Source organism: Pseudomonas sp. 7-41 (assembly GCF_021233075.1).
Taxonomy (GTDB): domain Bacteria; phylum Pseudomonadota; class Gammaproteobacteria; order Pseudomonadales; family Pseudomonadaceae; genus Aquipseudomonas; species Aquipseudomonas veronii.
The window spans coordinates 2,847,706-2,874,206 of record NZ_CP089551.1 but is presented as its reverse complement, the minus strand read 5'-3'; the positions used below and the strand labels follow the sequence as shown (position 1 = coordinate 2,874,206).

The window sequence follows — 26,501 nt, the reverse complement described above, 5'->3', positions numbered from 1 at the left end:
GCGTATCTCCTTAACGCGTGGCCATCGCGGCCAGTTCTTCGCGGGTGCGGCTGATGCCGGCACCGGCCTTGAGCAATTCGTTGACGGCCTGTACGCCGCCCTCCTGCGTAATACCGCGGCACGCCGGCAGGTGCAGCACCACTTCCAGGCCGGCCTTGAGCAGTTGCAACGCGGTGGTCTTGACGCAGTAGTCGAGGGCCAGGCCGCCGACAATCACGCGGCTTACGCCCTGGGCCTTGAGGTACTCGATCACGCCCGTGGACAGCTTGTCGTGCAGGTCGTGGTAGCAGGCGCCGTAAGGGTGCAGGTCGGGTTCGACACCTTTCCAGATGAAGTAATCGTAGTCATACGGGGTGGGCAGTTCGTCGAGCAGGGTGAAGCCCTCGGTGCCCGGCACGCAGTGGCTGACCCAGGTGACATCGGCGTGAGCCAGGCCGGTGGGTTGCAGCATCTCGCTGTGTTGCTTGACCACCCACGGCGCATGCGGAGTGTGGGCGTCCTTGCTGCCGACACGGTAGCCCGCGAGGCTGGCCATGTAGTTGAGTTCGGCACCGATGAGGTCCCCTTCGGCCACTGGCAATTCGTTGGGGCACAGCGGCGTAAAGCTCTTCTGGGCGTCGACGTCGAATGAAGCGATGGCATGTTTCGAGAGGGTCATGGCGGGTCTCCTGTGGCCTGAAAACAAAAGTACACGTCATGTACTTTCATTGCAAGAAAGATTTGTTTATCTAGGCTTTAGTCAGTACATGACATATTTGTTCGATCCGTTAGACTGTGCCCCCCGCTGTTTAGAAGGACTGCACATGCCACTTAGCGCCTACCTCCACACCGTCGACCTGTGCGTGTTGTTCTACTGCCGCGCGGCAGGAGAACTGAAGCTGCTGCTGAACAAGCGCGAGGCCGAACCCTTCGCCGGGCATTGGGCCCTGCCGGGTGTGGTGGTGAATGGCGACGTGCAGGACCTGAGCCTCACGGATGCCGTGGAGCGCCTGCGCGCAAGTGACAAAGTCGGCCTCGACCTGGTGTGGAGCGAGCAAGTGGGTACGGTGGGCGACGCGTTCCGCGACCCGCGTTGCTGGTCGTCGTCCACTTTCTACCTGGCGATCATCGCGGATGAGGTGACGCTGGGCGAGCATCAAGGCTGGTTTTCGCTGGATGCGGTAGCCGACGGCCGCATCAAGTTGCCGTTCGATCACAACACCATCGTGGCCGCCGTGCAGGAGCGGTTACTGTCCAAGTCGCTGTACAGCAGCTTGCCGCTGATGTTCCTGGGCCAGGAATTCAGCGCCCCGGAAGCGACGGCGATCTTCTCACTGGTGCTCGCGCGGCCGGTGTTGAAGACCAGCATTCGCCAGCGTTTGCTGAAGCTGACTGAGCAGGGGTATTTGCGGGAAACGGGGCGCAAGAAACAAGGCGAAGGCGGCAGGCCCCAGGCGACGATGGAGAACTTGAAGCCTGGGAAGATTTATTTCTTCGATCGCAGTTTTGCCGACTAGCCCAGTATTCAAAAACAACCACGATCAAATGTGGGACCGCGCTGCGGGCGGACATGGCGATCAACAGCTCCCACAGCGGATACAGGCCTCTTCGCTTAAACCGTGCGGGAAAACTGGCCTTTGTGCGCGCCGCCCAGGTAGGCGTCAAAGGCCATCGCCACGCTGCGCACCATCAGTTGGCCCTTGGGCAACAGTTGCAGCGCATCGGCCTGGATCAGCAATAACCCGTCCGCCACCTGCTCGTCCAATTGCAGCAGTGCCTCGGCGAAATAGTCGTTGAAGCGCACGCCATGGGTGGCCTCGATCTGTGGGAAGTCGACTCGACCATCACACATCAGGCCATTGATCACCTCGCGGCGCAGTACGTCATCCGGGTTGAGCCGATAGCCGCGCTGCACCGGCAGCATCCCCGCGTCGAGCCGGGCGTAGTACTGGGACAGTTCCTTGACGCTCTGGCTGTAGCTGTCACCGACTTTGCCGATGGCCGACACGCCGAGGCCGATCAGGTCGCAGTCGGCATGGGTCGAATAGCCCTGGAAGTTGCGCTGCAAGGTACCGTTGGCACGGGCCAGCGCCAGCTCGTCGTCGGGCAAGGCGAAGTGGTCCATGCCGATGTAGACGTAACCGGCCTCGGTCAGGCGGCGGATGGTCAGTTCCAGCAGTTCCAGCTTGCGCGCCGGCGGCGGCATGTCTTCGGGGCGGATCATGCGCTGGGCGCGGATCTGGCTCGGCAGGTGTGCGTAGCTGTAAGCCGCCACCCGATCAGGGCGCAGGGCGATCAGCTTGCTCAAGGTCACGTCGAAGCTGTCCACGGTTTGCAGCGGCAGGCCATAGATCAAGTCGACACTCACCGACTTGAAGCGCGCCTCACGCGCCGCGGCCACCAGTTGCAGGATCTGCGCTTCGCTTTGCACGCGATTGACCGCCGCCTGCACGTCGGGGTCGAAGTCCTGCACGCCGAAGCTCAGGCGATTGAAGCCCAGGCCGCGCAACGTGTTGATCCGCTCAACGCTGATGGTGCGCGGGTCGACCTCGATGGAGAACTCATGGGCGTCGCTGTCATCCAGGGTGAAGTGTTCGGCCAGGCAGGCCATCAGCTCGGCCAGTTGCGCGTCGTCCAGATAGGTCGGCGTACCGCCGCCCAGGTGCAACTGGGTCAGGCGTCGGGAACGCTCGAACAGCGCCGCCTGCATCTGGATCTCACGCTTGAGATACGCCAGGTACTCCACGGCCCGATGGGTCTTGCGGGTGATGATCTTGTGGCAACCGCAGTAATAGCAAAGGCTCTGGCAAAACGGGATGTGGATGTACACCGACAACGCCTTGGGCGCGGCCACCTCATGGCTGGCGCGGACCGCCTGGTGATAGTCATCCAGGGCAAAGGCGCTGTTGAACTGCGGCGCGGTCGGGTACGAGGTATAGCGTGGCCCCGGTCGGTCGTATTTGTGGACCAGGGCACGGTCGAATTCAAAAGCACTCATGTGTCGATCACCTCGTCGTTGGCGCTGACCGGGGTGGCGAGCACGGCACGTTCAAACAATGCGCAAATACCGTCCACCTGCGGCAGGCCGGCGGGCAGCAACCAGATGAACGTCGGGGACAGCTCGATCAGACCGTCGCGGTGCAGCGCTTCCAGCAACGGCCAGAGGTAGGCGAAATAGCGTGCGAACACCAGGCCGTAGCGCCGTTCCACCGCCTGCACATCCAGCTCCAGGTCACAAGCCAGGCGTTCGGCCACGTGCAGGCGCACCGGGTCAGAGGTTTCGCGGAACCAGCCCCGGCATGTGGCGAGCTGACCATTGCCCAATTGCTCACGGTACTCGCGGGCATCGGCCGTGTTCTGCGCGCACAACGTGTCGATCTGGCTGATGGCGCCCACGCCGAAACCGATGTGGTCGCAGTAACCGTGCAGGGTGAAGCCTTCGCAGTTACGGCTCAGGCGCCCGCGTTCCTGGGCTTGCTTGAGGTCGTCGTCGGCCCGGGCGAACTGCCCCAGGCCGATGTAGTGATAGCCCGCCGCGGCCAGGAGCTGGAAGCAAATACGGCGCATCGCGCTCTTATCCGCCTCGCTGCTGAACGCCTGGGGTTGTTGGGATTGATAGCGCACAGGCGCATGGGCGTAATCGAATACCTGCAAGCGATCCGGCTCCAGGGCGATCAGGCTGGCCAGTTTCAGCTCGATACTGGCCGGGGTCTGCCAGGCATGGCCGTAGCCGAGGTCGATGTTCACCGAGCGAAACCCGAAGGTGCGGGCCGCATCCACCAGCGATTCGATCGGCGCCGGGTCCTGATACCGCGCCTGGCACAGCGGCCCCTCGCGGTTGGCGTCCGGCACACCGATGCTTGCATGGTTGAAGCCTTGTTCGCGCAGCAGGCCCATGGTGGCCCAGTCCGTGTGCCCGGGGTCGAGGTCGACGCAGTAGTCACCCCGGTCGTGGTCAAGAAAATTGAAGCGCTCGTGCAACTGCGCCATCAACTGCTGCACCTGGGCGAACGCCGGTGTGGTGCCGCGCAGGTGAAAGTGATCGACCGGCTGGCGGCCGCCGAGTTGGCAGCCGATCAGTTGGATTTCCTGGGTGAGGCTGTGCAAATACTCAGCGCCAACGTCGCCCGCCGGCCAGTGCAGGTTCAATGCCAAGGGCCGCTGGCACTGGCGGCTGTTGCGCAAGGCGCGCAACAGGTCAAGGGAGCCGACACCGGCATGGAAGCGACGGGTGTCCGTTTGGCAAGTCAAGTCCAACACGCCTTGATCGTGACGAAAGCGAGCGGGATGAAGAAGGGTACGCATGACGGACTCCGGTTCGGGCGGCGGTGGTGCATTGTCCGGTGCGCTTGGGCCACACGCCTTGATGTGCATCAAGGTCGCAGCCCCGCCCGTCTACCAGTTCAGGTAAAACATGCCCTTGGCCAGCAGCACAATGGCGACCATGTGCGCGAACAGGCTCAGATGCACCCAGCGGACATAACGCGCACTCACCGAGCCCCAGCGCATGCGCGCCATGGTCAGCAGAAAATGCAGGAGCACGCTGGCCGCCAGGATCAGCTTGAGGGTCAGCAAGGTGCCGAAAGCCGAGGCCGACGGCGCAGCCAGCACCGGCAGGTAACGCAGCCAGACCATGCCCAGGCCCGCGCCGAACAGTACCAGCAACACCCACGGCATCAATACCCGGGCACGCTGGCCGACGCCCTGCTCCACCAACACCATCACCCGCGCCGGCAATTGCCGGTGCAGGTGCCCCAGGATCAGCACCTCGAAAAACACCGTGCCGATGAAGATCAGCGCAGCGAACAGGTGAGCCACTAAAAACACGGGGTAAAGCATGGTGGCCTCTCAAGGGGACCGGCCGTTGGGACTTCAGTGTGCGGCCTGGCGCAACGCGTGGCCTTGATACCGATCAAGCGTTGCGAGAGTGCGGCTTACAGCAGTGGGATGCTGTAGCTGACGATCAGTCGCGTCTCGTCCTTGTCGGCCGTGTCGTTACCGCGCCACACCGCACCGCGCCAGGTCAGGCCCAGGCCCTTGAACGTGCCCGAGGGGATCACGTAATCGACACGCAGGTCGCGCTCCCACTCGCTGTTGTCGCGACCTGCCGTCTGGATGTGGCTGCCGCGGATGTAGGTCACGCTCGAGCGCAGGCCCGGAAGGCCAAGGCTGCTGAAGTCGTAGGCGTAGCTGCCTACCGTGGCCTGTTCCCCGGCATTGACGAACTTCAGCGACTGGGAGTTGGTGATCAGGTACAGCGAACGGCCCTGCCCCTGGTTGATATGCGGAAAGTCACTTTCACCGGTGGTCTTCTGATAACCGAGGCTCAGCGAATGCCCGTACAGGCCGTAGGTGAACAGCGCACTCCACAGACGGTTGTCGACCTTGCCGGCGTTGACGCCCGCGCCGTAATACCCCGAGCTGACATAGCCTTCGCCACGCCCGGCGGCGCTGGCGTTCTTGCCGTCGGCGGTGCTGTAGAAATAGCGCAGGTCAGTCTTGAACTGCCCCACCGGCAACTGCCAGTTGTGGATCAGGCCCAAGAAGTGCTGCTGGTAAAAATTCTCCAGGTTGGCGTAGTAGTACTGCAGTTGCAGTTGCTTGCTGACGGCGTAATCCACCCCACCGTAGTAGAACTGGTTGCTGGACTTGCCCTTGACCGGATCATTCGCACCGGCAATGGACATGCCCTGGCCGTTACTGGAGTTACGGTCCAGTACCTGCTCGATTTTACCGGCGATCAGGTTGAAGCCCTGCAGGTCCTTGGAGTCCACTTGATAGCCACGGAACGTCTGCGGCAACAGCCGGCCGTCTTCAGTCGTCAGCACGGGCAGCTTGGGCATCAGCGTGCCGGCTTTGAGCTGGGTCTGGGAGATACGCATCTTGCCGGTGGCGCCGGTCTTGCTGAAGTCGTTGGCGGCCTTGCCATCGGACAACGGGAAAACACTGCCGGGGGTGTTGTCTTCACCAGCCTTGCCCGCGCGCCCCGAGGCGTCCAGGCGCAGGCCGTACATGGCTTGCAGGTCCAGGCCAAAACCAACCAGACCCTCGGTAAAACCGGACTGGTAGTTGAACATGAACGCCTGGCCCCACTCCTTATCCGTAGGGGCTTTGGCGTTACGGGTGTCCTGGTTGTAGTAGAAATTGCGCAGGTCGAGGGTGGCTTTGCTGTCGTCGATAAAACCCGACGCAGCCACCTGCTGCGCGGCGCCCAGTGAGACGGCGAGCGCCATGCAAGTCTTGTGGTTCATGAAGGCTCCTGAAAGTAATTGAGGCGACCCGTCACAGCCCAACCCTGTTCTTTGTCAGTCGGGTGGTGCTGCATCTAACGGGTGCGCGCACGGTATAGCGTTGGGCGGCCGGGAAATAGTCGCTAAAACCGTCATTCAGTTTTTCACTTTTTGTAACAATCGCCGGAGCCCGCGAGCCTCGCCGGGGCGTGCAAGCCTTCACGGGGTGCCGGCGGCGGGCACTTCACGGCACCGGCAACCAAGCGCTGAAACCGCCACGCCGGGTCAGCGGGCACCAGGCGAAGTCCCAGGCGGGAGGCGGCAACGGCGGCTGTTCGTCGAGCGCAAACGCGCTGCCCTTCCAATCGAAGACTTCCGAACCCTGCCAGGCCAGGACCACACCCTGGGCCTGGCTGTCATCGGTGTCGACCCACCGCGCCGCCGCCGCGGCCATGAACGCGTCGATCGGTTCATCGTCGATCTGCGCGCGGTACGGCGAGCCCAGCAGCCAGCGACCGATGTTCAGGTGCCAGGTCCAGTCCTGCGCCAACTGATTGTGGTAGGCCCAGGTCATGAAGCTGCGAAACAGGTTCAAGCCCTCGGGCGGGTCGAGCTTGAGCAGCGCCGGGCAGATGTCGAACAAGGTGTGCCAATAGGGCAATAGGCGTGCATCCAGATGCACGAAGCTACGCGAATTGCTCGGGTATTCCGGCCGCGCCGGCTCCGTGTGCAGGCGGCGCGCCGCCTTGCTGACCAGGCGGCTGGCGCCGGCAGGCAATAGAGGCTTCATAAAACGCACTCACAGTCGTGACGATAAAACGCCTCCTGATCACAGGAAGCCCAAGGCACACGTCAGAATGCGGGGGATGCGCGGGGGTTGGCCGAGGGCCAGGAATAACGCGGCGGCGCCTTGTTGCGCCGTTCATGGGCCGGTCGTGGGGTCTGGCCGAGGCCCAGCAGCCAGGCCAGGCCGATCAGGAACACGATGGCCACGCTCGCGGCAGCGCACAGCGGGCAGGCAAAGTAGTTCGAGATATCGCTGGAAGCCGGGCTACCCAACCCTTTGTCGGAAAGTGGCGCCTGGTTGCTGTCCACCGAACAGAACGCGCCACCGACACCATTGAGCTGCTGGCCGAGCATCTGGCCATGGCCCAAACCGCACACGAACAGGTTCAGCAGGACACAGAAGTACAGGGTCCAGGCGATCAGCGAACGGTCCGAGCGGCGCAGTTTCATGGCGGCGACTCTACCATCGAAGCCCCGCAGGGATGAAGCGCGGCGCGCCCCTGTGGCAGAACGTCGCAGATTACGCGCATCGGCCAGGGTTGGTAGACTTGGCGCCCTCCGCGTTTACTCCTTTTCAACGCCTGGCGTATAGATCCAGAGCAAGGCAGGCGCTTCACAGGATGCACAGTTGATGAGTACGTTATTCACCCGCCGCAAGGTCCTGACCGGCATGGGCCTGTTGGGTCTGGGCCTGCTGGCCGGTTGTGACAACAGCCCCAAGTTGAATTTCAAGTACGGCAAGGACTTGAGCGACAAGATCATGGGCCGCACCTTCAAGCTCAAGAATACCCAGGGTGAAACCGTCACCTTGAGTTCGTACCGTGGCCTGATGCCGGTGGTGTTTTTCGGCTTCACCCAGTGCCCGGCCGTGTGCCCGACCACCCTCGCCCGCGCCGCCCAGGCCAAGAAACTGATGGGCCGCGACGGCGAGATCATGCAGGTGATCTTTATCACCCTCGACCCCGAGCGCGACACGCCAGAGATCCTCGACCGCTACGTCAAGGCCTTCGACCCCAGCTTCGAAGCGCTGTACGGCACCCCGGAAGAGATCGCCGTGGCCGCCAAGGAGTTCGGGATCTTTTATGAAAAGGTCCCCGCCGGCGACACCTACACCCTGTCCCACACCGCCACCAGTTTCGTGTTCGACACCCGCGGCAACCTGCGCCTGGGCCTGTCGGCATCCCTTAACGCTAAAGAGTGTGCAGAAGACCTGCTCACCGTCATGGAGGTCTGCTAATGACTGCCGTTCAACACCTCAAGCGCACCCTGATCGGCCTGTCCCTGCTGGGCCTCGCCGCGCACGCCAGCGCCCAGGTCCAGGTCAGCGACGCGTGGGTGCGCGCCACGGTGCCGGGCCAGCCATCCAGTGGCGCGTTCATGACCGTGACGGCCGACAGCGACAGCAAACTGCTGCGCGTCGCCTCTCCGGTGGCCAAGGACGTGCAGATCCATGAAATGAGCATGAAGGACGATGTGATGCGAATGGGCCCGGTGGACTCGATCACCCTGCCCGCAGGCACCCCGGTCAAGCTCGACCCGGACGGTTATCACGTGATGCTGATGGGCCTGACCGGGCAGATCAAGGAAGGCGACCAGGTGCCGCTGACCTTGACCGTGGAAAACGCCAAGGGCGAGCGGCAGACCGTCGAGGTCAAGGCCGCTGCCCGTGGGTTGGATGGCATGGCCCCTGGCAAGATGCATTGATGGGCTGGCGCCGGTTCAATCCACGATGAACAGCTTGGCGCCAACCCGCGTCGAGGAGCGATGCCCTTCCATGTTGTTTCCCACCTGATAACTCATCCCGGCCGTCAGCGTGAATTGGCGGCCATCTTCCAGTTCCGTGTGCAGCTCGCCTTCGAGGCACAGCAGCACATGCCCACGCCAGCACCAGTGATCGGCCAGGTAGCCGGGGGTGTATTCGACCATGCGTACACGGGTGGTGCCAAAGTGGCCAGTGCGCCACCAGGCACTGCCGGTGATGCCTGGATGAAGCTCGGGTTCGAGGGTGGACCAGTCGGTGATGCCAAACGGGACAGCAGTGAGTTCCATGGTGGGCTCGGTCGTCAGTTAACGTGAACCGACCCTAACCACTTGGAGTGCTGCGCGACAGACACAGATCGCCGGCTTTTTTGGGATACACGCCCACTGCAACCCCGACGGCGAGTGGTGAATCGCCTCATCGTGCCCCACCTACCCGCACCGCCGGTAACGGGTGGCCGCATTCAACCTCGCATCCAGCACCAACTCCTCGATCCTGAGCGTCCTCGCCAGCGCTTCGAGGTGATCCAGCATCGCCTTGCCATCGCCTGCCGAGGCCCTTTGCATCCGATATTTATGCTCACTTCCCAGCTTAATAATATTTTATTAAAAACCGCCCGCCCCCTACCTTGAAGTCATGCCCAAGCTGAATCCAACTGCATTACGCAAGGACAGACACATGACGCAAGCAATCACCCAAACAGACACCCTGGTGGTAGGCGCCGGCCAGGCCGGCGTGGCCATGAGCGAGCATTTGAGCAAGCACGGCGTGCCGCACCTGGTGCTGGAACGCAGCCGGATCGCCGAGCGCTGGCGCAGCAGCCGCTGGGATTCGTTGGTGGCCAACGGGCCGGCCTGGCACGACCGCTTTCCCGGCCTCGCCTTCGAAGGGCTCGCCCCGGATGCCTTCGCGCCGAAAGAGCGCGTGGCGGATTACTTCGAAGCCTATGCACGCCAGTTCAATGCGCCGATCCGCACCGGCGTGGAAGTCACCTCGGTGCTGCGCAATGTCGGCCGCCCCGGTTTTACCGTACACACCAGCGACGGCGTGATCGAAGCCAACCGCGTGGTGGCGGCGACCGGGCCGTTCCAGACGCCGGTGATCCCGGCGATCGCGCCGACAGACACAGCGCTGCATCAGATCCATTCCGCCGACTATCGCAACCCCGGCCAACTGCCCCAAGGCGCGGTGCTGGTGGTGGGTGCCGGCTCGTCGGGGGTGCAGATCGCCGATGAACTGCAGCGCAGCGGCCGTCAGGTTTACTTGTCGGTCGGCGCCCACGACCGCCCGCCGCGCGCCTATCGCCAGCGTGATTTCTGCTGGTGGCTCGGTGTGCTGGGCGAATGGGACCAGGCCGCGATCAAGCCCGGCCGCGAACACGTGACCATTGCCGTGAGCGGCGCCCACGGCGGCAAGACCATCGACTTCCGCGAGTTGGCCCTGCGCGGCATGACCCTGGTCGGGCCCACCGAGTCTTTCCATGGCGGCGTGGCCACCTTCCAACCCACCCTGCTGGAGAACCTCGCACGCGGCGACGAAAACTACCTGGCCCTGCTGGACGCGGCGGATGCGTATATCGAACGCAACGGCCTCGACCTGCCCGTGGAGCCCGAAGCCCGGCGCATCTTCGCCGATGCCGAGTGCGTGAAACAGCCGATCCTGCAACTGGACCTGGCCCGCGCCGGCATCACCTCGATCATCTGGGCCACCGGCTTTGCCGTGGATTACGGCTGGCTGAAGGTCGATGCGTTCGACGCCGCCGGCAAGCCACAGCACCAGCGCGGCGTGTCCAGCGAGGCCGGCATCTACTTCCTCGGTTTGCCCTGGCAGTCGCGCCGTGGCTCGTCGTTTATCTGGGGCGTGTGGCATGACGCCAAATACCTCGCCGACCATATCGCCACCCAGCGTCAGTACCTCGAATATCGCGTCGCGGCCCCGCTCGTGCGCCCGTCCCCTGTCAGCGCCTGATCATCTTTCCCGGAGTTTTTTGATGCCTACCCACACGCGCATCCGCATGTTCAACACTAAACAAACCTACCCCAACCAGAGCCTGGACAATGACCTGTGCCAGGCCGTGCGCGCCGGCAACACCGTGTATGTGCGCGGCCAGGTCGGCAGCGATTTCGACGGCAACCTGGTGGGCCTCGGCGACCCGCGTGCCCAGGCCGAGCAGGCCATGCGCAACGTCAAGCAACTGCTGGAAGAAGCCGGCAGCGACCTCAGCCATATCGTCAAGACCACCACCTACCTGATCGACCCGCGCTACCGCGAGCCGGTGTACCAGGAAGTCGGCAAATGGCTCAAGGGCGTGTTCCCGATTTCCACCGGGCTGGTGGTATCGGCCCTGGGCCAGCCGCAGTGGCTGATGGAAATCGATGTGATCGCCGTGATTCCCGAGTAAGGAGCCGTACATGACCTTTTCAATCGTCGGCCGTTGCGCCGACACCGGCCAACTGGGCATCGCCATCAGCTCTTCGAGCATCGCCGTCGGCGCACGCTGCCCCTGGCTGCGGCCGGGTGTCGGTGCGGTCGCGACCCAGAACATCACGCTGCCGGCCCTCGGCCCGGACGTGCTCGACCTGCTGCAACAAGGCCTGGCCCCCGCCGCCGCAATCGACCAGGCGCTGACCCGCAACGGCTACAGCCAATACCGCCAACTGACCGCGATCGATCACCTGGGCCGCAGCGTGCATTTCAGCGGCAGCCAAACCCTCGGCAAGCACCACGCGGTGTCGGGCGAACAGTGCGTCGCGGCCGGCAATATGCTCGCCGACCGCGCAGTGATCGAGGCGATGGTCCAGGCCTTCGAGCAAGGCGAAGGCCAACTGGCCGAGCGACTCTTGGCGGCGATGCATGCCGCCATCGCCGCCGGTGGCGAAGCCGGTCCGGTGCATTCGGCCGCGTTGCAGGTGGTGGGCGAGCTGACCTGGCCGATCATCGACCTGCGGGTGGATTGGGCCGACGCCAACCCGATCGGCCAACTGCACACGCTGTGGGATGCCTATCGCCCACAAGTGCAGGCCTACATCGACCGCGCCCTGGCCCCCGACCACGCGCCCGGCTATGGCGTCGCCGGGGACGAGCGATGAGCCGCAGCCGCGCATTGCTGCAGACGCTGGTGGGGTTCGATACCACCAGCCGCGAGTCCAACCTGCAGTTGATCGCCTTTGTGCGCGATTACCTGGCGAGTCACGGCGTGGCCAGCGAACTGATCTACAACGAAGCCCGCACCAAGGCCAACCTGTTTGCCAGCATCGGCCCGGTGGAGGTGCCCGGGATTGTGCTGTCCGGGCATACCGATGTCGTGCCGGTGGATGGGCAGCCGTGGAGCATGCCGCCGTTTGAACTGACCGAACGCGACGGCCGGCTGTTCGGCCGGGGCACTGCGGACATGAAGGGCTACATCGCCTGTGTGCTGGCCCTGGTGCCGGCGCTGGTCGCGGCGACGTTGCGCCGGCCGGTGCATATCGCCCTCTCCTACGACGAGGAAGTCGGTTGCCTGGGCGTGCGCTCGTTGCTCAGCGTACTGGCGCAGCGGCCGGTGAAGCCGATGCTGTGCATCATCGGTGAACCGACCGAACTCAAACCGGTGCTCGGCCATAAAGGCAAGCTGGCGATGCGCTGCGATGTGCATGGCGCGGCCTGTCATTCGGCGTATGCGCCCCATGGCGTGAATGCGATCGAGCATGCCGCCGAATTGATCGGCGAACTGGGACGCATCGGCCAACGGCTGCGCGATAAGCAGGATGCGCGCTTTGATCCGCCGTTCAGTACAGTGCAAACCGGGGTGATTGGCGGGGGCAAGGCGCTGAACATCGTGCCCGCCGACTGCCGGTTTGATTTTGAGGTCCGCGCGCTGCCGGGCCAGGCCCCACAAGCGGTGGCGGATGAATTGCGCGCCTACGCCGAGCAGCAGGTATTGCCGCGCATGCAGGCGGTGAGCGCGCAGAGTGCAATTCGCTTTACCGAGCTGTCGGCGTATCCGGGGCTGATGACCGATCAACATAGCGAGGCGGCCGAGTTGATCGCGGCATTTTGCGGCTCGCGGGCGTTCGGCACGGTAGCGTTCGGCACCGAGGGCGGGTTGTTCGACGCGGTGGGCATTCCCACGGTGGTGTGCGGGCCCGGCAGCATGGACCAGGGGCATAAGCCGGACGAGTTTGTGAGTGTGGCGCAGTTGGCACAGTGCGATCAGATGTTGCACAGCATGCTGAACGCGCTGCGTTGACGGCCCTCGGCTGTGCCGGCGACATACCCTGCATCAATCGCTACCCGCAGCTGATGGAACCGTACTTGAAGGCGGCCCACATAGGAAAACGGCTAATAGCCGTTTTCACTTCAACAGCCTTTGAGTATTGACCATGATAGGAATTCCACCGCACTCGCCGTTGAACAACCCGCTCAACGCTGCGCCGCCTGAAGAGTTGCGTCAGCGCCCCGAAGCGGGTGTACCTGACAGGGAAAGCATACGCATGGCCGTAAGAGAAGAGGATGCATACCGCACGCTAGATGCCTTTTTTGACGTGGCAGAAGCTAACGGCATCAAGGATCTGAACCCGAGCCACGGCAGGCCCTACCTCGATAACAACTTGAACCCGCCGGGCAACGTGGTGCCGCTGTCCGTCCACTTCCGCCCGGACCGTCCGGATGACACTTACAGCCCGGGGCACTTGAAGGCGGTCAACAACTTCGGCACACAACTCGACGCACGGTTGAAGCAACTGAACATCCGGAATGTCGGGCCCGAGGAGTAATCCCAGCGCCGATCAGAGTTGACGCCTGCGTGACCCAGGACAGCCGGGCCGATGCGTTGTTGGCCCAGGCTTGAGCGCGCCGATCAGGCGAGCAAACGCGCCAGTTCCTCGCGGCAGTAATCGACGAACAACTGCACCGGCTTGGTCAACGGTGCGCGGCGCAACCACACGGCCGACAAGCCCGAGCCGGTGACGGTTTCTGCCAGCGGCAGGCACACGACTTTCTGGCCGTCATAGGTGTACTCGGTAAACGGCCTGGTCACCAGGATCGAAAAGCCAAACCCGCGCCCCACCATGCCCCGCACCATCTCGATCGACGGCGAGCTGAACACGATGTTCGGCGTCAAGCCGCGCTCTTCAAAGATGCTCACGAAGTACGTGCGGCTCGGCAGTACATCCAGCAGGATCATCGGCTCCAGCACCAGGTCCGCGAGCGACACCTTGGCCTGCTGCGCAAAGCGGTGATCGGCCGGCAACAGCGCATACGGCTGCTGCGGCGGCATCAACGGCGTGGTCTCGATGGTCGCGCCCAGGTCATGCTCGAACAGCATCGCCACGTCGATACTGCCGGCCGTCAGCGCCTGCACCAACTCCTGCTGCTCGCCATCGCGCATGCGGATTTCCACCCCCGGCCAGCGCGCCTTGAAACCGGCGATCAAACGCGGCAGGTACAGCGGCGCGACGGTTTCAAAGCAGCCGATATCGATCTGCCCCGCCACCACGTCATTGTCGGCCAGCGCATTCTGCTCGAACTCGTGGGCCACCCGCAGCAGCTCCAGCGCCTTGCGATAAAAGCGCGCGCCGCTGGGGGTGAGCGACACGCCCTGGGCGTGATGGCGGATAAACAGCTGCACGCCAAAGCTGTCTTCCAGTTGCTTGATCGCGGTGGACACCGACGGTTGCGCGATATACAGCTTGCGCGACGCCTCGGCGACGCTGCCGCACTCGGCCGTGGTGACGAAATATCTGAGCTGGCGCAGGTTATAGGCAGCCATCGGGCCCTCCGCAAATGTGGGACTTCGCCCCAGGACACAAGCGGGCAACATACCGGAGCGCGTGGCCACGCGAGATACTTTTTTTAAGGTCTATAGCAACAAACTTACTAATTTACCTCCCCGCCCCCATTGCAGATGATCGCTCCAACAACAAAGCGCCGCTGAGCGGCGCACAGCGAAGTACGTCAACGTACTCACCTTGCCTTGGAGCTCGTCATGGTTACCACTGCAACATCCAGCGCCCCGCTTATCGAAAAACACACGATTGGATACGTGCCCCCGGAAGATCGCCACGGAAAGGTAAGAGACCTGTTCACCCTGTGGTTCGGCGGCAACATCGCGCCGTTGCCGATCGTCACGGGTGCGCTGGGCGTGCAACTGTTCCACCTCAACCTGATCTGGGGCATCGTCGCCATCCTCCTCGGCCACCTGGTCGGCGGCGTGCTGATGGCATTGCACTCGGCCCAGGGCCCGCAGATGGGCATCCCGCAAATGATCCAGAGCCGCGCACAATTCGGCTCCCTCGGCGCGTTGCTGGTGGTGGTGATCGCCGGGGTGATGTACATCGGCTTCTTCGCCTCCAACATCGTGCTGGCCGGTAAATCCCTGCACGGTGTGGTCGACAGCGTGCCCGTGCCGGTGGGCATCGTGATCGGCGCCATCGGTTCCGGGATCATCGGCATCATCGGCTACCGCTTCATCCACGTACTCAACCGCATCGGCACCTGGGTACTGGGCGCGGGGATCGTGCTGGGTTTCGGCTACATCTTCAGCCATATACAGACCAGCGACTTTCTGACCCGCGGCAGCTTCAACCTCTCCGGCTGGCTGGCCACCGTGTCCCTGGCGGCGCTGTGGCAGATCGCGTTCGCGCCCTACGTCTCCGACTATTCGCGCTACCTGCCGGCCGACGTACCCGTCGCGTCGACCTTCTGGACCACCTACCTGGGCTCGGCGCTGGGTTCGAGCCTGTCGTTCATCTTCGGCGCCGTCGCGGTGCTCGCCACCCCGGTGGGCATGGACACCATGGACGCGGTCAAACTCGCCACCGGCGCCATCGGCCCGTTGATGCTGGTGCTGTTCTTGCTCAGCGTGATCAGCCACAACGCCCTCAATCTGTACGGCGCGGTGCTGTCGATCATCACCCTGGTGCAGACCTTCGCCTACCGCTGGATCCCCACCGCAAAAAGCCGCGCCGTGATCTCGATCATCGTACTCGCGGCCTGTTCGGTGGCCGCGGTATTCGCCTCGAAAGACTTTATCGGCCACTTCGTCGACATGGTCCTGGTGCTGCTGGTGGTACTGGTGCCGTGGACGGCGATCAACCTGATCGACTTCTACGCGATCCATAAAGGCAAGTACGACATTGCATCGATCTTCCGCGTGGACGGCGGGATCTACGGGCGCTACAACCCCCAGGCGCTGCTGGCCTATGCGGTGGGGATCGCGGTGCAGATTCCGTTCATGAACACGCCACTGTACGTGGGGCCGATTTCGCAGCACATCAACGGCGCGGATTTGTCGTGGGTGGTGGGGTTGGTGGTGACGTCGCCGTTGTATTTCTGGTTGGCGAGTCGGGACAGTGCGTATAAGCGGCGGATGGCGGAGGGGACGCTGGTGGGTGGAGTTTGAAACAGCCTGTCGGTTGCGCCTCGATTAACCGCACCTTATAGTTCGCCCCGTCGCTGGCATTGGTCGGCGACAGGGTTTCGCAGCCCTACACAATAGAATCAACCTGCACAGTCATCAGACCCTCAGGCGGTGTCCGTCTGCGCCTCGTTTATGGCGGCTGTGCGTGGGAGACCTTCGGGTCTGCCGGGGGTGATTCTTCCTGGTCTGCGAACCCGCGCACAGTTGCCACCCAATCTGTTTCGCAGCAGCAAGGTGGTGATTCTTTTTACCCAAATAGAATCGAACCTCATGACCAATCAAAATCCGCCCCGCCGCTTCACCCCCATGTCCCAAACCGCAACCGACTACCCGGTCCTGCTGATCGACAGCGACGCCCCGCTCAGCGAGTTGCACGCCTGCGCCAGCGAGCGCCTCAATGCCGCGCTCGCCTACCTGCACCTGATGGCCTGTTCCAAAGTGTCCGACTATGCCGAGCACGACATCAATACCGTCGCCAACACCGCCCGGATCATGGTCCAGGATGTGGCGGATGTGTTTACGGTGATGGAGCGGCGTGGGTTTGATTCGCCTGCGGTGAGTTGACGTGATGTAAGTGCTGAGGAAACCCGCTTTGGCGGGTTTTCTGGTTTCTGGTGAACTGGAAGTTGGCGGGGGAAGTGGATTTGATGGTGTTTGTACCGCCGCCATCGCAGCCTCGCTGGGGCTCGACAGCTCCCACAGTTGACCGAGACCGGCCTCCAGAAGTGGCTCGGTCATCAAGCCCCGTCACTTGGCCCCGTTGAACCACGCTGGCCGAACATCCTGGTCGACCCAGAGGCCACAATGGCGGCGCTATAGACACCCGGCTATCATGTGGCCTTTCACTTCCCCCCCGAGGAAACCGCATGCCCGCCCTCTCCTTTCGCAACGCCCTCCCCAGCGACGCCGCCCATTGCTTCGACATTGAAACCACTGCCTACGAAGGCGACGAAGCCGCGACCCTGGAAAAGATCGCCACGCGCATTGCCCAATACCCGCAAGGCTTTTTGATCCTGGAGGCCGATGGCGAGGTGGTGGGCTTCATCAACAGCGGCTGCGCCCACAAGGTGGTGATGTCGGATGAGGCGTTCAAGGAGTTGGTCGGCCATGCGGCCGAGGCGCCGAATGTGGTGATCATGTCGGTGGTGGTCGCCCCGACGCACCAGGGCAAGGGCTATTCCACCGCGTTGATGCGCGAGTTTGTGCAGCGCATGCGCGCGCTGGGCAAGCAGACGATTCACTTGATGTGCAAGGACCGCCATGTGGCGTTGTACACGCGCCTGGGCTACCGCTATGTGCAGCCGTCGGCGTCGGATCATGGCGGGATGGCGTGGCACGAGATGGTAATGGCCTTTTAATAGCCACCCTGGGAACTTATCCCTGTTGCAGCGCCCAACAAGGCACCACGAATTGACTCGGACTGCTTTGATGTCCAGGGCACGTATCAGCCGCTTGTTGACCTCCTCTTTGATCGCAGCCCCGTTGATGACCATGGTGCCGGTTGCATTCGGTGCCACTGAGCAGGACATCGAGCACCTCCGAAACTTATCCGTCGACCAGTTCCGCCGGGAGGCCAAGCAACGCGCCGAGGAGCAGGCGCGCCAGGAAGCCAGGGAAAAGCAGTTGCAGGAAGAGGAGGTACGCGCTTTATTGGTCGAAAAACCCTGATCACGCCCACACTCAATCGTATAAAGAACTGTCTAGACGCTTGTCGGACAACGGGCCACAAGGAATCCAGCGCGATGCAGCCTCCCCTCATTGAAATCAGCGACCAGCCCAACCCCGACGCCGAACGCATCCTCGGCAACGGCCTGGCGGCGTTCAACGAACAAGCCACCGGCTACCATGACCGGCGCCCGCTGAGCGTGCTGGTCAAAGACCCGCACACCCAGCAGGTGCTCGGCGGCATCACCGGCCGGAGCGCATTCGGCATGGCCTTCCTCGACCTCTTCCACTTGCCCGAGACCCTGCGCGGTTCCGGCATCGGCAGCCGATTGCTGCGCGCCTTCGAAGACGAAGCCCGACGCCGCGGTTGTCGCAATGCCGTGCTCTACACCATCAGCTTCCAGGCGCCGGGGTTCTATGAGAAGAACGGCTGGGTGCGGTTTGGCGAAATCGCCTGTGAACCCGAGGGCAACAGCCGGGTGTTTCTGTCGAAACAGCTGTGAGATTCAGGCGTTCACTCGTTGGAGATCAACGTGCCGGTACCGACGGGTGAATAGATGATGGCCTGGGTATCCAGGTTCTTGATGCTCGAGCTGATTTCTTCAATCCATCGATACAGCCTCCCAAAAGCAAACCAATATCATTTGCGCACAACCCGACGCTTTGGTTTAATCGCGACCAATTCTTATTTACGCCAAAGCCTTTGCGCTGGATGGACAGTGTGTCGACCTCCTTCACCCACCTCTATGGCACCCACCACAGCTGGCTGCTCGGCCTGCTGCGGCGGCGCCTGAACGACCGCTGGGATGCCGCCGACCTGGCCCACGACACGTTTATCCGCATCCTCGGCCGCCCGTTGGCCGAAACCGATCACGTCGGCCAACGCTCCTACCTGGCCACCATCGCCCGTGGCCTGTGCATCGACCACTGGCGCCGCCGCCAACTGGAACGCGCCTGGCTGCAAACCCTGGCCGAGCGCCCGGAAGCGCGGCAGCCGTCGCCGGAGCAACGGGCGATCATCGTCGAAACCCTCTACGAAGTGGACACGATGCTCGCGCGCCTGCCGAAGAAGGTCAGCGAGGCCTTTTTACTCGCGCACTTGCACGGCCTGCCCTACAAGCAGATCGCCGTACAGCTTGGCGTGTGCGAGCGCATGGTCAAGAAGTACATGGCCCAGGCCCTGCTGCACTGCGCGATTCTGGAAGCCGAACTCGACGGGATGCTGGTGCAATGAGCCGCCCCGGCCAGCTCAGCCACGCCAGCCTGGAGCAGGCTGCGCACTGGTACGTGCGCCTGCAGGCCCCAGGCGGTGCGCTCGAACAGTTGCGCTGGCAAACCTGGATCGCGCAAAGCCCCGAGCACCTGGCGGCCTGGCAGTACGTGCAGCGCGTCAGCCAGCGTTTTGCGCCGTTGCTGGAGCAACCCCATGGCGCCAGCCGGGCCTTGCGCAGCTCGCGGCGCCAGACGCTCAAGACCCTGCTGGTGCTGGGTGTCGGCTCGACACTGGCCTGGGGCACCTGGCGCCACAGCCCCCTGCCCCGCCTGGCAAGCGGCTGGAGTGCCGACTATGCGACCGCCAACGGCGAGACCCGCGACGCGCTGCTGACCGATGGCAGCCACGTGTGGCTGAACACACAGAGCGCGCTGGATGTGCGCTTCGATGCCGCGCAACGCTTGCTGCGCCTGCGTTTTGGCGAAGTGTTGATCGACACCGCCAAGGACCCCAACCGTCCGTTCCTGGTGGACACCGAACAAGGCCGGCTGCAGGCGCTGGGCACGCGCTTCAGCGTGGTGCAAGGTGATGAGCATACCCAGCTCACGGTATTCAAGGGCCGGGTGCGGGTGAGTACGCTCAACCCGCACCCACGGATTGTCGACACCGGCCAACAGCTGACGTTTACCCGCAACCACTTCAACACCGCCAGCGTCGCCTCCCCGGCCCGTGAAGCCTGGAGCCGTGGCGTGCTGCTGGCGGACAACCTGCCGCTCGGCGAGTTGATCGCCGAACTCAACCGCTATAGCCCCGGCCACCTGGGCTGCGACCCGGCCGTGGCGCAGTTGCCGGTGATGGGTTCGTTCCCGCTCAAGGACAGCGACCAGGCCCTGCACCTGCTGCAAGCCGCGCTGCCGATTCGGGTCGAGCGGCCGATGCCGTGGTGGGTCAGCGTGGGGCCGCAGTAAAAAATTTCACCCGCCAGTTCCCTTTTTCGACACTCGTTCGGTTAACCCTGCAGACGCTTTCAACTCGCCGATCGACTTGATCCAAAGGGACACCTCCATGCCGCAACCTGCTCGCTTCGCGCTGCGCCCACTGGCGCTGGCCACCTCCCTGCTTTGCCTCGGCGCACCGACGCTGTACGCCGCCGAGCCGACCTCGACCCAGGAAGCCGCGCGCAGTTATCGCATCGCGGGCGGCGCCCTGGTCGCCGTGCTGAACAGCTTCGCCGAACAGTCCGGAATGTTCATCGCCGGCCATAACAGCCTCGCCGCCGGTAAAACCAGCCCCGGCCTGAACGGCAGCTACACTCCGACCAGCGGTTTGCAGCACCTGTTGCAGGGCAGCGGTTTGCAGGCGCTGCCCCAAGGCAACAACGGTTACGTGCTGGAGCTGATCCCCGCCCACAGCGGCGCGCTGGAGCTGGGCGCCACGACGATTTCCGGCCAGGGCCTGGGCGCTATCACCGAAGACACCCATGCCTACACTACCGGTGTCATGGCCTCGGCCACCGGCCTGCCGCTGTCGATGCGCGACACCCCGCAGTCGGTCACGGTGATCACCCGCCAGCAGATGGACGATCAGGGCTCCAACAGCATCGCCGACACCCTGCGCCGCGCCCCCGGCGTGAGCGTGCAGAACTACGACAGCGAACGCTGGGAGTTCTCCAGCCGTGGCCTGCCGATCACCAATTTCCAGTACGACGGCGTCAACGCCACCTATGACGGCGTGTACGACTACGGCACCACCAGCACCGACATGGCAGTGTACGACCACCTGGAAATCATCAAGGGCTCGGCCGGCCTGCTCAGCGGTTCCGGCGACCCGTCGGCCACGGTCAACCTGATCCGCAAAAAGCCCACGCGGGAATTCAAGGCCTCGGTCACCCAGACGTTCGGCTCCTGGGACAACTACCGCACCGAAGGCGATATTTCCGGCCCCTTGACCGAGTCGGGCAATCTGCGCGGACGCTTTGTCGGCGTGTATCAGGACCGCCAGTCGTATCTCGATCACTACCAGCACACCAAGGACATCGGCTACGGCATCCTTGAAGCGGACCTTACGCCCGACACCCTGCTGACCTTCGGTATCGACCAGCAAGACACCCGCTCCCGTGGCGCCAGCTGGACCGGTTTCCCGATGTTCTTCAGCGACGGCTCGCGCACGCACTTCTCGCGCTCGTTCAACCCGGCGGCCGACTGGAGCCGCCGCGACTTCCAGAACCAGACGCTGTTCGCCTCGGTGCAACAGCAGTTGGCGAACGACTGGTCGCTCAAGGTCAGCCTCGACCGCAAGCGCAGTCAGCACGACACCCTGCTCGCCTCCGCCAGCGGCGGCAACCCGGACCCGGTCAGCGGCGACGGCATGTACATGTTCATGGGCAAATACAAGGGCGACCAGTTACAGAACACCCTGGACGTCAATCTCAGCGGGCCGTTCAACCTGTTTGGCCGCGAGCACGAGCTGATCATGGGCTTTATGGCTACCCGCTCGAAGCAGGACGTGCCGGTCTACGGTTCGATTTACCCCGCCGTGGGCGGCAGCATTTTCGACTGGCATGGCGAGTACGCCAAACCGGATATCCCGCGCAGCGGCCAGAACGATATCGTGCAACGCCAGACCGGCGCCTACCTAGCCACGCGCTTGAAACCCACGGACGATTTGTCAGTGATCCTCGGCACGCGCGTCAGCACGTTCAGCGGCACCGACACCACCGATTTCTATGACCCGACCAAGGCCGACAACCGCACCACCTACCGCCAGAGCGGCGTGGTCACGCCGTATGCCGGGATCGTCTACGACCTCAACGACACCTGGTCGGTGTACACCAGCTACACCCAGATCTACCGACCGCAAAGCAGCAAGGACGCCGACCGCAAACTGCTCGACCCGATCGAAGGCGCCACCTATGAAGCCGGGCTCAAGGCAGCGTTCTACGACGGCCGCCTGAATGCCAGTTTTGCCGCGTTCCGCATCGAGCAGGACAATGTCGCCGAGTACGTGTCGGGCTTTGAGACCGATTCGGTGTACCGCCCGATTGCCGGCGCCACCACCAAGGGCTTCGAGGCGCAACTGTCGGGTGAAGTGCTGGACGGCTGGAACATCTCGGCCGGCTACACCTACCAGCACACCCGCGATGCCAACAACGGTTATGTGTACAGCTCGGTGCTGCAAACCACCACGCCGCAGCAGGTGGTGCGCCTGTTCAGTAGCTATCGCCTGCCCGGCGCGCTGGAGCATGTCACCGTGGGCGGCGGCGTGAATTGGCAGAGCGAGTTCTTCGGCAACGTGTTCCAACCCGACCCGAACGACACGGTCAACTTCGGCCAGAACGCACGCATCACCCAGGACAGTTACTACCTGGTCGACCTGATGGCCCGCTACCGCTTCAACGAGCACCTGAGCACCACGCTGAACGTGAAGAACCTGTTCGATAAAAAGTACTACACGGGCCTGGGCAACTTCGGCACCGGGTTCTACGGCGAACCGCGCAGCCTGCAACTGGCGACTAAATGGGACTTCTAGGCTGACGGCCCCGGCAGTCTGTGCAATGATCCTCCCTCGATCTCCCGAGGGATGGAGCCGCCGCCATGTCGCTGAACACCGCCACTCACCCCGCGCAAGCGCCGCGCTTCTGGCGCGACGAGCGCTTGCCGTTCATCGAAGCGCGGACCATCGCCGATGGGCGCAAGGTCACCTACACCCGCCACGCCCACGAGCATTTCTCCATCGGCGCGATCACCACCGGGCGCAGCTATTACCACTACGGCGCGGACACCTTCCAGATCAGCGCCGGCACGGTGGTGCTGATGAACCCCGGCGATGTGCATGCGTGCAACCCGATCCACGACCAACCCTGGTCGTATCACATGCTCTACCTCGACACGCCCTGGCTGACGGACCTGCAATACCAGTTGGGCTTCAGCACCGACCAGGGTTATCGACCGTTCAATACGCCCTATACCCGCGACCCGGTGCTGTACAACGGCCTGATCGAGCTGTACCGGACGCTGTTGGATGAGCACGCCGAACTCCTGCAAAAACAGAGCATGCTGGTGAGTTATTTCAGTGAGGTGCAGCAGCGCCTTAACCCTTCGAACACGCCGGTGCGGGAGGTCAATCACAAGCTGGAACGCGCCGCCGAGTACATCCGCGAACACTGCACCCAGGCCTTGAAACTCGAAGACATCTGCCTGGCGGCCGAGCTGTCGCCGTCTTATCTGATCCGCGCCTTCAAGCAGTATTACGGCTTGACGCCCCATGCGTTTCTGGTGAACCGGCGCATCCAGTTCGCCCGCACCCAATTGCGCAACGGCGAACTGATTGCCGACGTCGCCCTGGCCGCCGGCTTTGCCGACCAGGCGCACTTCCAGCGCACCTTCAAGCTGCACTTCGCCGCCACGCCGGGGCAGTACCGCGACTTGCTCAAGCCATCAGCAAATAACCCACACTGGCCACCAGCAACGCGGCCATCGAACGGTTGAACACCCGCACGCCCTGCGCGTTGCCGAGGTAACGGCGCAAAAACGTGCCGGCGTAGGCCCAGCAGGCTACCGACAGGTAGCAGATCACCAGGTAGAGCGCCGCAAACAGCCACACTTGCCGGGCGTCGCCATCCGCGACAAACAACCCCATCCCCGCCACGCAGGCCAGCCAGGCTTTGGGGTTCAGCCATTGCATGATCGCGCCGTAGAGCATCGACGGCGCCGTTGCGGTGCCTTCGGCGTCCAGCCGGCCATCGTCCACCGCAAGTTTCCAGGCCATGTACAGCAGGAAGGCGACCCCGCCCCACTGGATCAACTGGGTCAGAATGGGCCAGCGCAGCAGCACTTCATGCAGCCCCAGGCCGATCAGCACCAGCAACAGCGTGAAGCCGGTGGCGGCACCGAACACATGTTTCTGGCTGGCGACAAAACCGAAGCGCGCGCCCGAACTGAGGGCGACCACATTCACCGGGCCCGGTGTGATGGAGGTGGCCAACGCGAAGGCGGCCATGGAAAGGATCAAGCTCATTGCGGTTCCCTGTTGTGGTGATGAACAGGGGCCACGGTAAACACCCCGGCGAGCCGGGTATTGAAGAAAATGCCCCTGCTACTCGCCGGTCATGCGTTCCAGGCTGTTGCTCAGGTGCAACAACATGGCGGCGCGGGCGGCGTCGGGGTCCTGGCGACGGATGGCGTTGAGGATCGCCTCGTGTTCCAGGTTGGCCAACTGGCCGAGTTTCATCAGGTCGGTATCGCCGCGCTCTTCGGCGTTGATGCGCGTGCGCGGGATCACCGAGTTGCCCAGGTGCTGGATCACATCGGTGAAGTAGGTGTTGCCGGTGGCCTGGGCAATCAACTGATGGAAGCGCACGTCGGGTTCGACGCTGCTGTCGTTGTTGGCCAGCGAGGCCTGGTAGTCGTCGAGGGCCTCGCGCATGTGCTGCAACTGCACCTCGCTGCGGCGCAGCGCGGCCAGGGCGGCGGCCTGGGTTTCCAGGCCCAGGCGCAACTCGAGGATGCCGCGCACGCTGACGGCAGTGTCGTGGTTCAGGTGCAGGCCCTGGCGCTGGTCCCGCGCCAGCACAAAGGTGCCCACCCCGTGCCGGGTTTCCACCAGCCCTGCCGCCTGCAACTTCGACAGCGCCTCACGCACCACCGTGCGACTGACACCGTACTCGCCGACGATGGCCGACTCGGAGGGCAGCTTCTCGCCCGGCGCCAGTTGGCCGAGGAGAATGCGCTGGGTCAGCGTGGTCACGATGTCATGGGCCAGGCCCTGGGAGCGCTTGCGGGGGGTGTGGTTGTGCATCGGTCATTCCATCGGTTGGGCCCGGTCAATACTAACATCCCCTTGCACCACCTACTTGTATGACAACAAACAAATTCCGCCACAACTGCGCCGCGTTTTCACGGGAGCCGATTTGCCTGCGATTGTATCGGCGCGATTGATTTTATGCGCTATGGCGCCTGCAAACAGGTACGCCAGCCCTGTCGCGTGCTCGTACAGCCAAAATTTACGTTGCGACGCGGAAAAAAGCAGTTGTATGATGTCTATCAAGCTGCCAGGCACCCCCGGCAGCCCTGAACCCATCCCCGCACAACAATAATCCGTGGGAGTTCTACCCCGTGACCTCTTCCAACCCTGCGACAGCTGCGCCTGCCCTCGACCCCGTCCTGGCCCGCGCGATCAAGAAAGTGAAGCAGCATGTGCTGCCACTGTTCGTGATCATGTTCATCGTCAACTACATCGACCGCGTCAACATCGGCTTTGTCCGCACCCACATGGAACACGACCTGGGCATCGGCGCGGCCGCTTACGGTTTCGGCGCCGGCTTGTTCTTCATCGGTTATGCGTTGTTCGAAGTGCCCTCCAACCTGCTGCTGCAAAAAGTCGGCGCGCGTATCTGGCTGACCCGCATCATGTTCACCTGGGGCATCACCGCGACGCTGATGGCCTTTATCCAGAACGAAACCCACTTCTATATCCTGCGTTTTCTGCTGGGCGTGGCCGAGGCCGGGTTCTTTCCGGGGGTGATCTACTACTTCACCCGCTGGCTGCCCGGGGTGGAGCGCGGCAAGGCGATTGCGATCTTCCTCAGCGGCTCGGCCCTGGCCTCGCTGATCTCCGGCCCGCTGTCCGGCGTGCTGCTGCAAATCAGCGGGCTGGGCCTGCACGGCTGGCAATGGATGTACATCATCGAAGGCATGGCCTCGGTGCTGTTGTGCTTTTTCGTGTGGTTCTGGCTCGACTCCAAACCCCATGACGCCAAGTGGCTCAGCCGCGCCGAACAGGACGCGCTGGTGGGCGAGATCGAGCGCGAACAACGCGAGCGTGACGCCGCCACCACGGTCAAGCCGAGCCTGGGCACGCTGCTCAAGGACCGCCAGATCATGCTGTTCTGCGCCCTGTATTTCTGCATCCAACTGACCATCTACGCCGCCACGTTCTGGCTGCCGAGCATCATCAAGAAGATGGGCGACCTGAGTGACATCCAGGTGGGTTTCTACAATTCCATTCCCTGGCTGATTTCGATCATCGCCATGTATTCGTTCGCGGCCCTGGCCGGCAAGTACAAGCACCAACAGGCGTGGGTGGCCACGGCGCTGTTGATTGCCGCGGCGGGAATGTTTTTCTCCACCACCGGCGGGCCGATCTTTGCCTTTGTCGCCATCTGTTTTGCGGCGATCGGGTTCAAGTCGGCATCGTCGCTGTTCTGGCCGATCCCCCAGGGCTACCTCGATGCGCGCATCGCCGCGGCGGTGATCGCGCTGATCAACTCCATCGGCAACCTCGGCGGGTTTGTCGCGCCCACCACCTTCGGCTTTCTGGAGCAGACCACCGGGTCGATCCAGGGTGGTTTGTATGGGCTGGCCGGCACCTCGATCCTCGCGGCGATCCTGGTGTTCTTCGCCAAGACCCGGCCCGGCGCCCAGAGCCCGAGCGTGCTGCACCCCGCCCCCGTCTTGAGCAAATAAGGAAGCG

29 protein-coding genes and 1 pseudogene are annotated in these 26,501 nt (G+C 63.2%); 18 read left to right on the top strand and 12 right to left on the bottom strand.

All coding sequences use genetic code 11. From position 1 onward, the window contains the following. Positions 1–10 precede the first annotated feature (10 nt). Complete coding sequence (locus LQ249_RS13065; protein WP_046488398.1) at positions 11–658, bottom strand: nicotinamidase; 648 nt, start codon at positions 656–658, stop codon at positions 11–13. A gap of 145 nt (positions 659–803) precedes the next feature. Here LQ249_RS13065 and LQ249_RS13060 point away from each other — a divergent pair, with 145 nt between their 5' ends. Next, the gene (locus LQ249_RS13060) at positions 804–1,496 is read left to right on the top strand and encodes an NUDIX hydrolase (RefSeq protein WP_057004797.1); all 693 of its coding nucleotides are present in this window, start codon (positions 804–806) and stop codon (positions 1,494–1,496) included. A gap of 95 nt (positions 1,497–1,591) precedes the next feature. On the opposite strand, the gene hemN is transcribed toward LQ249_RS13060, so the two are convergent. From hemN to LQ249_RS13030, 6 genes are all read right to left on the bottom strand, one after another. Continuing rightward, entirely contained in the window at positions 1,592–2,977 is a 1,386-nt protein-coding gene (hemN, locus tag LQ249_RS13055; protein ID WP_046383783.1) for an oxygen-independent coproporphyrinogen III oxidase, read from the bottom strand. Continuing rightward, positions 2,974–4,284, bottom strand: coding sequence for a coproporphyrinogen III oxidase (locus LQ249_RS13050; RefSeq protein ID WP_232566519.1), 1,311 nt, complete (start codon positions 4,282–4,284; stop codon positions 2,974–2,976). The genes hemN and LQ249_RS13050 overlap by 4 nt, the downstream gene beginning before the upstream one ends. 90 nt (positions 4,285–4,374) lie before the next feature. Then, positions 4,375–4,818 carry a CopD family copper resistance protein gene (locus LQ249_RS13045; RefSeq protein ID WP_046383785.1) on the bottom strand — a complete coding sequence of 148 codons (444 nt, stop codon included), beginning with the start codon at positions 4,816–4,818 and terminating at the stop codon, positions 4,375–4,377. Positions 4,819–4,913: 95 nt separating this feature from the next. Beyond that, positions 4,914–6,230, bottom strand: a complete 1,317-nt coding sequence (locus tag LQ249_RS13040; protein ID WP_057004799.1) for an OprD family porin — start codon at positions 6,228–6,230, stop codon at positions 4,914–4,916. Positions 6,231–6,453: 223 nt separating this feature from the next. After that, on the bottom strand, positions 6,454–6,999 hold the full coding sequence (locus LQ249_RS13035) for a putative natural product biosynthesis protein (RefSeq protein ID WP_057004800.1): 546 nt from the start codon (positions 6,997–6,999) through the stop codon (positions 6,454–6,456). Positions 7,000–7,061: 62 nt separating this feature from the next. After that, positions 7,062–7,445, bottom strand: a complete 384-nt coding sequence (locus tag LQ249_RS13030) for a DUF2946 domain-containing protein (protein WP_057004801.1) — start codon at positions 7,443–7,445, stop codon at positions 7,062–7,064. 181 nt (positions 7,446–7,626) lie between these two features. Between LQ249_RS13030 and LQ249_RS13025 the strand changes: the two genes are divergently transcribed. Beyond that, positions 7,627–8,232 (top strand): SCO family protein, encoded by a 606-nt coding sequence (locus LQ249_RS13025; RefSeq protein ID WP_046383789.1) that lies wholly within the window; start codon positions 7,627–7,629, stop codon positions 8,230–8,232. After that, complete coding sequence (locus LQ249_RS13020; RefSeq protein WP_046383790.1) at positions 8,232–8,699, top strand: copper chaperone PCu(A)C; 468 nt, start codon at positions 8,232–8,234, stop codon at positions 8,697–8,699. Before LQ249_RS13025 ends, LQ249_RS13020 begins: the two co-directional genes overlap by 1 nt. Before the next feature lie 15 nt (positions 8,700–8,714). Here LQ249_RS13020 and LQ249_RS13015 read toward each other — a convergent pair whose 3' ends face one another. Together LQ249_RS13015 and LQ249_RS13010 are read right to left on the bottom strand one after the other, a co-directional pair. Next, positions 8,715–9,044: a DHCW motif cupin fold protein gene (locus tag LQ249_RS13015; RefSeq protein WP_046383791.1), complete on the bottom strand. Its 330-nt coding sequence runs from the start codon at positions 9,042–9,044 to the stop codon at positions 8,715–8,717. An 18-nt stretch (positions 9,045–9,062) separates the two neighbouring features. Beyond that, a pseudogene (locus tag LQ249_RS13010) lies at positions 9,063–9,302 on the bottom strand (GNAT family N-acetyltransferase); the annotation flags it as partial. 88 nt (positions 9,303–9,390) lie between these two features. Here LQ249_RS13010 and LQ249_RS13005 point away from each other — a divergent pair. The 5 genes from LQ249_RS13005 to LQ249_RS12985 all read left to right on the top strand — a co-directional run bounded on the left by LQ249_RS13005 (position 9,391) and on the right by LQ249_RS12985 (position 13,508). After that, on the top strand, positions 9,391–10,722 hold the full coding sequence (locus LQ249_RS13005; protein ID WP_411828463.1) for a flavin-containing monooxygenase: 1,332 nt from the start codon (positions 9,391–9,393) through the stop codon (positions 10,720–10,722). A gap of 22 nt (positions 10,723–10,744) precedes the next feature. Beyond that, positions 10,745–11,155 (top strand): RidA family protein, encoded by a 411-nt coding sequence (locus tag LQ249_RS13000; protein WP_046383793.1) that lies wholly within the window; start codon positions 10,745–10,747, stop codon positions 11,153–11,155. A 10-nt stretch (positions 11,156–11,165) separates the two neighbouring features. Beyond that, positions 11,166–11,843 (top strand): DUF1028 domain-containing protein, encoded by a 678-nt coding sequence (locus tag LQ249_RS12995; protein WP_046488416.1) that lies wholly within the window; start codon positions 11,166–11,168, stop codon positions 11,841–11,843. Then, positions 11,840–12,982: an acetylornithine deacetylase gene (argE, locus tag LQ249_RS12990; protein WP_232566518.1), complete on the top strand. Its 1,143-nt coding sequence runs from the start codon at positions 11,840–11,842 to the stop codon at positions 12,980–12,982. The genes LQ249_RS12995 and argE overlap by 4 nt, the downstream gene beginning before the upstream one ends. A gap of 133 nt (positions 12,983–13,115) precedes the next feature. Then, entirely contained in the window at positions 13,116–13,508 is a 393-nt protein-coding gene (locus tag LQ249_RS12985; protein WP_126589010.1) for a hypothetical protein, read from the top strand. Positions 13,509–13,591: 83 nt separating this feature from the next. Here LQ249_RS12985 and LQ249_RS12980 read toward each other — a convergent pair whose 3' ends face one another. Beyond that, positions 13,592–14,503, bottom strand: a complete 912-nt coding sequence (locus tag LQ249_RS12980) for a LysR substrate-binding domain-containing protein (RefSeq protein ID WP_046383797.1) — start codon at positions 14,501–14,503, stop codon at positions 13,592–13,594. Between the two features lie 216 nt (positions 14,504–14,719). On the opposite strand from LQ249_RS12980, the gene LQ249_RS12975 reads away from it, so the two are divergent. The 9 genes from LQ249_RS12975 (at position 14,720) to LQ249_RS12935 (ending at position 23,518) form a co-directional block, all read left to right on the top strand. After that, positions 14,720–16,135 (top strand): purine-cytosine permease family protein, encoded by a 1,416-nt coding sequence (locus LQ249_RS12975; RefSeq protein WP_232566517.1) that lies wholly within the window; start codon positions 14,720–14,722, stop codon positions 16,133–16,135. Between the two features lie 288 nt (positions 16,136–16,423). After that, on the top strand, positions 16,424–16,717 hold the full coding sequence (locus LQ249_RS12970) for a hypothetical protein (RefSeq protein ID WP_046383799.1): 294 nt from the start codon (positions 16,424–16,426) through the stop codon (positions 16,715–16,717). A 302-nt stretch (positions 16,718–17,019) separates the two neighbouring features. Further along, a complete protein-coding gene (locus tag LQ249_RS12965; protein WP_232566516.1) occupies positions 17,020–17,511 on the top strand; it encodes a GNAT family N-acetyltransferase in 492 nt (163 codons plus the stop codon). 70 nt (positions 17,512–17,581) lie between these two features. Beyond that, a complete protein-coding gene (locus tag LQ249_RS12960) occupies positions 17,582–17,821 on the top strand; it encodes a hypothetical protein (protein ID WP_232566515.1) in 240 nt (79 codons plus the stop codon). Positions 17,822–17,895: 74 nt separating this feature from the next. Then, positions 17,896–18,321, top strand: a complete 426-nt coding sequence (locus tag LQ249_RS12955) for a GNAT family N-acetyltransferase (RefSeq protein ID WP_046383802.1) — start codon at positions 17,896–17,898, stop codon at positions 18,319–18,321. A 209-nt stretch (positions 18,322–18,530) separates the two neighbouring features. Next, positions 18,531–19,052 (top strand): sigma-70 family RNA polymerase sigma factor, encoded by a 522-nt coding sequence (locus LQ249_RS12950; protein ID WP_046488431.1) that lies wholly within the window; start codon positions 18,531–18,533, stop codon positions 19,050–19,052. Continuing rightward, complete coding sequence (locus LQ249_RS12945; protein ID WP_232566514.1) at positions 19,049–19,999, top strand: FecR domain-containing protein; 951 nt, start codon at positions 19,049–19,051, stop codon at positions 19,997–19,999. The genes LQ249_RS12950 and LQ249_RS12945 overlap by 4 nt, the downstream gene beginning before the upstream one ends. A gap of 97 nt (positions 20,000–20,096) precedes the next feature. Further along, positions 20,097–22,559, top strand: coding sequence for a TonB-dependent siderophore receptor (locus tag LQ249_RS12940; protein WP_057004805.1), 2,463 nt, complete (start codon positions 20,097–20,099; stop codon positions 22,557–22,559). A gap of 65 nt (positions 22,560–22,624) precedes the next feature. Next, the gene (locus LQ249_RS12935; RefSeq protein WP_046488436.1) at positions 22,625–23,518 is read left to right on the top strand and encodes an AraC family transcriptional regulator; all 894 of its coding nucleotides are present in this window, start codon (positions 22,625–22,627) and stop codon (positions 23,516–23,518) included. On the opposite strand, the gene LQ249_RS12930 is transcribed toward LQ249_RS12935, so the two are convergent. Continuing rightward, positions 23,460–24,047, bottom strand: a complete 588-nt coding sequence (locus LQ249_RS12930) for a LysE family translocator (RefSeq protein WP_046383807.1) — start codon at positions 24,045–24,047, stop codon at positions 23,460–23,462. The two genes, LQ249_RS12935 and LQ249_RS12930, sit on opposite strands and share 59 nt — an antisense overlap. Before the next feature lie 78 nt (positions 24,048–24,125). Next, on the bottom strand, positions 24,126–24,827 hold the full coding sequence (locus LQ249_RS12925) for a FadR/GntR family transcriptional regulator (protein WP_046383808.1): 702 nt from the start codon (positions 24,825–24,827) through the stop codon (positions 24,126–24,128). Positions 24,828–25,144: 317 nt separating this feature from the next. On the opposite strand from LQ249_RS12925, the gene LQ249_RS12920 reads away from it, so the two are divergent. Next, the gene (locus LQ249_RS12920) at positions 25,145–26,494 is read left to right on the top strand and encodes an MFS transporter (RefSeq protein ID WP_046383809.1); all 1,350 of its coding nucleotides are present in this window, start codon (positions 25,145–25,147) and stop codon (positions 26,492–26,494) included. The last annotated feature ends 7 nt before the right edge of the window (positions 26,495–26,501 follow it).

What these genes read in the sequence shown, in the direction of transcription:
- LQ249_RS13045 (WP_046383785.1), bottom strand. Translation starts at nt 4,818, where the DNA reads ATGCTTTACCCCGTGTTTTTAGTGGCTCACCTGTTCGCTGCGCTGATC.
- LQ249_RS12935 (WP_046488436.1), top strand. Translation starts at nt 22,625, where the DNA reads ATGTCGCTGAACACCGCCACTCACCCCGCGCAAGCGCCGCGCTTCTGG.
- LQ249_RS13000 (WP_046383793.1), top strand. Translation starts at nt 10,745, where the DNA reads ATGCCTACCCACACGCGCATCCGCATGTTCAACACTAAACAAACCTAC.
- LQ249_RS12940 (WP_057004805.1), top strand. Translation starts at nt 20,097, where the DNA reads ATGCCGCAACCTGCTCGCTTCGCGCTGCGCCCACTGGCGCTGGCCACC.
- LQ249_RS13025 (WP_046383789.1), top strand. Translation starts at nt 7,627, where the DNA reads ATGAGTACGTTATTCACCCGCCGCAAGGTCCTGACCGGCATGGGCCTG.
- LQ249_RS13040 (WP_057004799.1), bottom strand. Translation starts at nt 6,230, where the DNA reads ATGAACCACAAGACTTGCATGGCGCTCGCCGTCTCACTGGGCGCCGCG.
- LQ249_RS12975 (WP_232566517.1), top strand. Translation starts at nt 14,720, where the DNA reads ATGGTTACCACTGCAACATCCAGCGCCCCGCTTATCGAAAAACACACG.
- argE (WP_232566518.1), top strand. Translation starts at nt 11,840, where the DNA reads ATGAGCCGCAGCCGCGCATTGCTGCAGACGCTGGTGGGGTTCGATACC.
- LQ249_RS12950 (WP_046488431.1), top strand. Translation starts at nt 18,531, where the DNA reads ATGGACAGTGTGTCGACCTCCTTCACCCACCTCTATGGCACCCACCAC.
- LQ249_RS12985 (WP_126589010.1), top strand. Translation starts at nt 13,116, where the DNA reads ATGATAGGAATTCCACCGCACTCGCCGTTGAACAACCCGCTCAACGCT.
- LQ249_RS13015 (WP_046383791.1), bottom strand. Translation starts at nt 9,044, where the DNA reads ATGGAACTCACTGCTGTCCCGTTTGGCATCACCGACTGGTCCACCCTC.
- hemN (WP_046383783.1), bottom strand. Translation starts at nt 2,977, where the DNA reads ATGAGTGCTTTTGAATTCGACCGTGCCCTGGTCCACAAATACGACCGA.
- LQ249_RS13060 (WP_057004797.1), top strand. Translation starts at nt 804, where the DNA reads ATGCCACTTAGCGCCTACCTCCACACCGTCGACCTGTGCGTGTTGTTC.
- LQ249_RS13030 (WP_057004801.1), bottom strand. Translation starts at nt 7,445, where the DNA reads ATGAAACTGCGCCGCTCGGACCGTTCGCTGATCGCCTGGACCCTGTAC.
- LQ249_RS12945 (WP_232566514.1), top strand. Translation starts at nt 19,049, where the DNA reads ATGAGCCGCCCCGGCCAGCTCAGCCACGCCAGCCTGGAGCAGGCTGCG.
- LQ249_RS12955 (WP_046383802.1), top strand. Translation starts at nt 17,896, where the DNA reads ATGCAGCCTCCCCTCATTGAAATCAGCGACCAGCCCAACCCCGACGCC.
- LQ249_RS12965 (WP_232566516.1), top strand. Translation starts at nt 17,020, where the DNA reads ATGCCCGCCCTCTCCTTTCGCAACGCCCTCCCCAGCGACGCCGCCCAT.
- LQ249_RS12960 (WP_232566515.1), top strand. Translation starts at nt 17,582, where the DNA reads ATGTCCAGGGCACGTATCAGCCGCTTGTTGACCTCCTCTTTGATCGCA.
- LQ249_RS12995 (WP_046488416.1), top strand. Translation starts at nt 11,166, where the DNA reads ATGACCTTTTCAATCGTCGGCCGTTGCGCCGACACCGGCCAACTGGGC.
- LQ249_RS12925 (WP_046383808.1), bottom strand. Translation starts at nt 24,827, where the DNA reads ATGCACAACCACACCCCCCGCAAGCGCTCCCAGGGCCTGGCCCATGAC.
- LQ249_RS13065 (WP_046488398.1), bottom strand. Translation starts at nt 658, where the DNA reads ATGACCCTCTCGAAACATGCCATCGCTTCATTCGACGTCGACGCCCAG.
- LQ249_RS12980 (WP_046383797.1), bottom strand. Translation starts at nt 14,503, where the DNA reads ATGGCTGCCTATAACCTGCGCCAGCTCAGATATTTCGTCACCACGGCC.
- LQ249_RS12970 (WP_046383799.1), top strand. Translation starts at nt 16,424, where the DNA reads ATGACCAATCAAAATCCGCCCCGCCGCTTCACCCCCATGTCCCAAACC.
- LQ249_RS13050 (WP_232566519.1), bottom strand. Translation starts at nt 4,284, where the DNA reads ATGCGTACCCTTCTTCATCCCGCTCGCTTTCGTCACGATCAAGGCGTG.
- LQ249_RS13020 (WP_046383790.1), top strand. Translation starts at nt 8,232, where the DNA reads ATGACTGCCGTTCAACACCTCAAGCGCACCCTGATCGGCCTGTCCCTG.
- LQ249_RS13035 (WP_057004800.1), bottom strand. Translation starts at nt 6,999, where the DNA reads ATGAAGCCTCTATTGCCTGCCGGCGCCAGCCGCCTGGTCAGCAAGGCG.
- LQ249_RS12930 (WP_046383807.1), bottom strand. Translation starts at nt 24,047, where the DNA reads ATGAGCTTGATCCTTTCCATGGCCGCCTTCGCGTTGGCCACCTCCATC.
- LQ249_RS13005 (WP_411828463.1), top strand. Translation starts at nt 9,391, where the DNA reads ATGCCCAAGCTGAATCCAACTGCATTACGCAAGGACAGACACATGACG.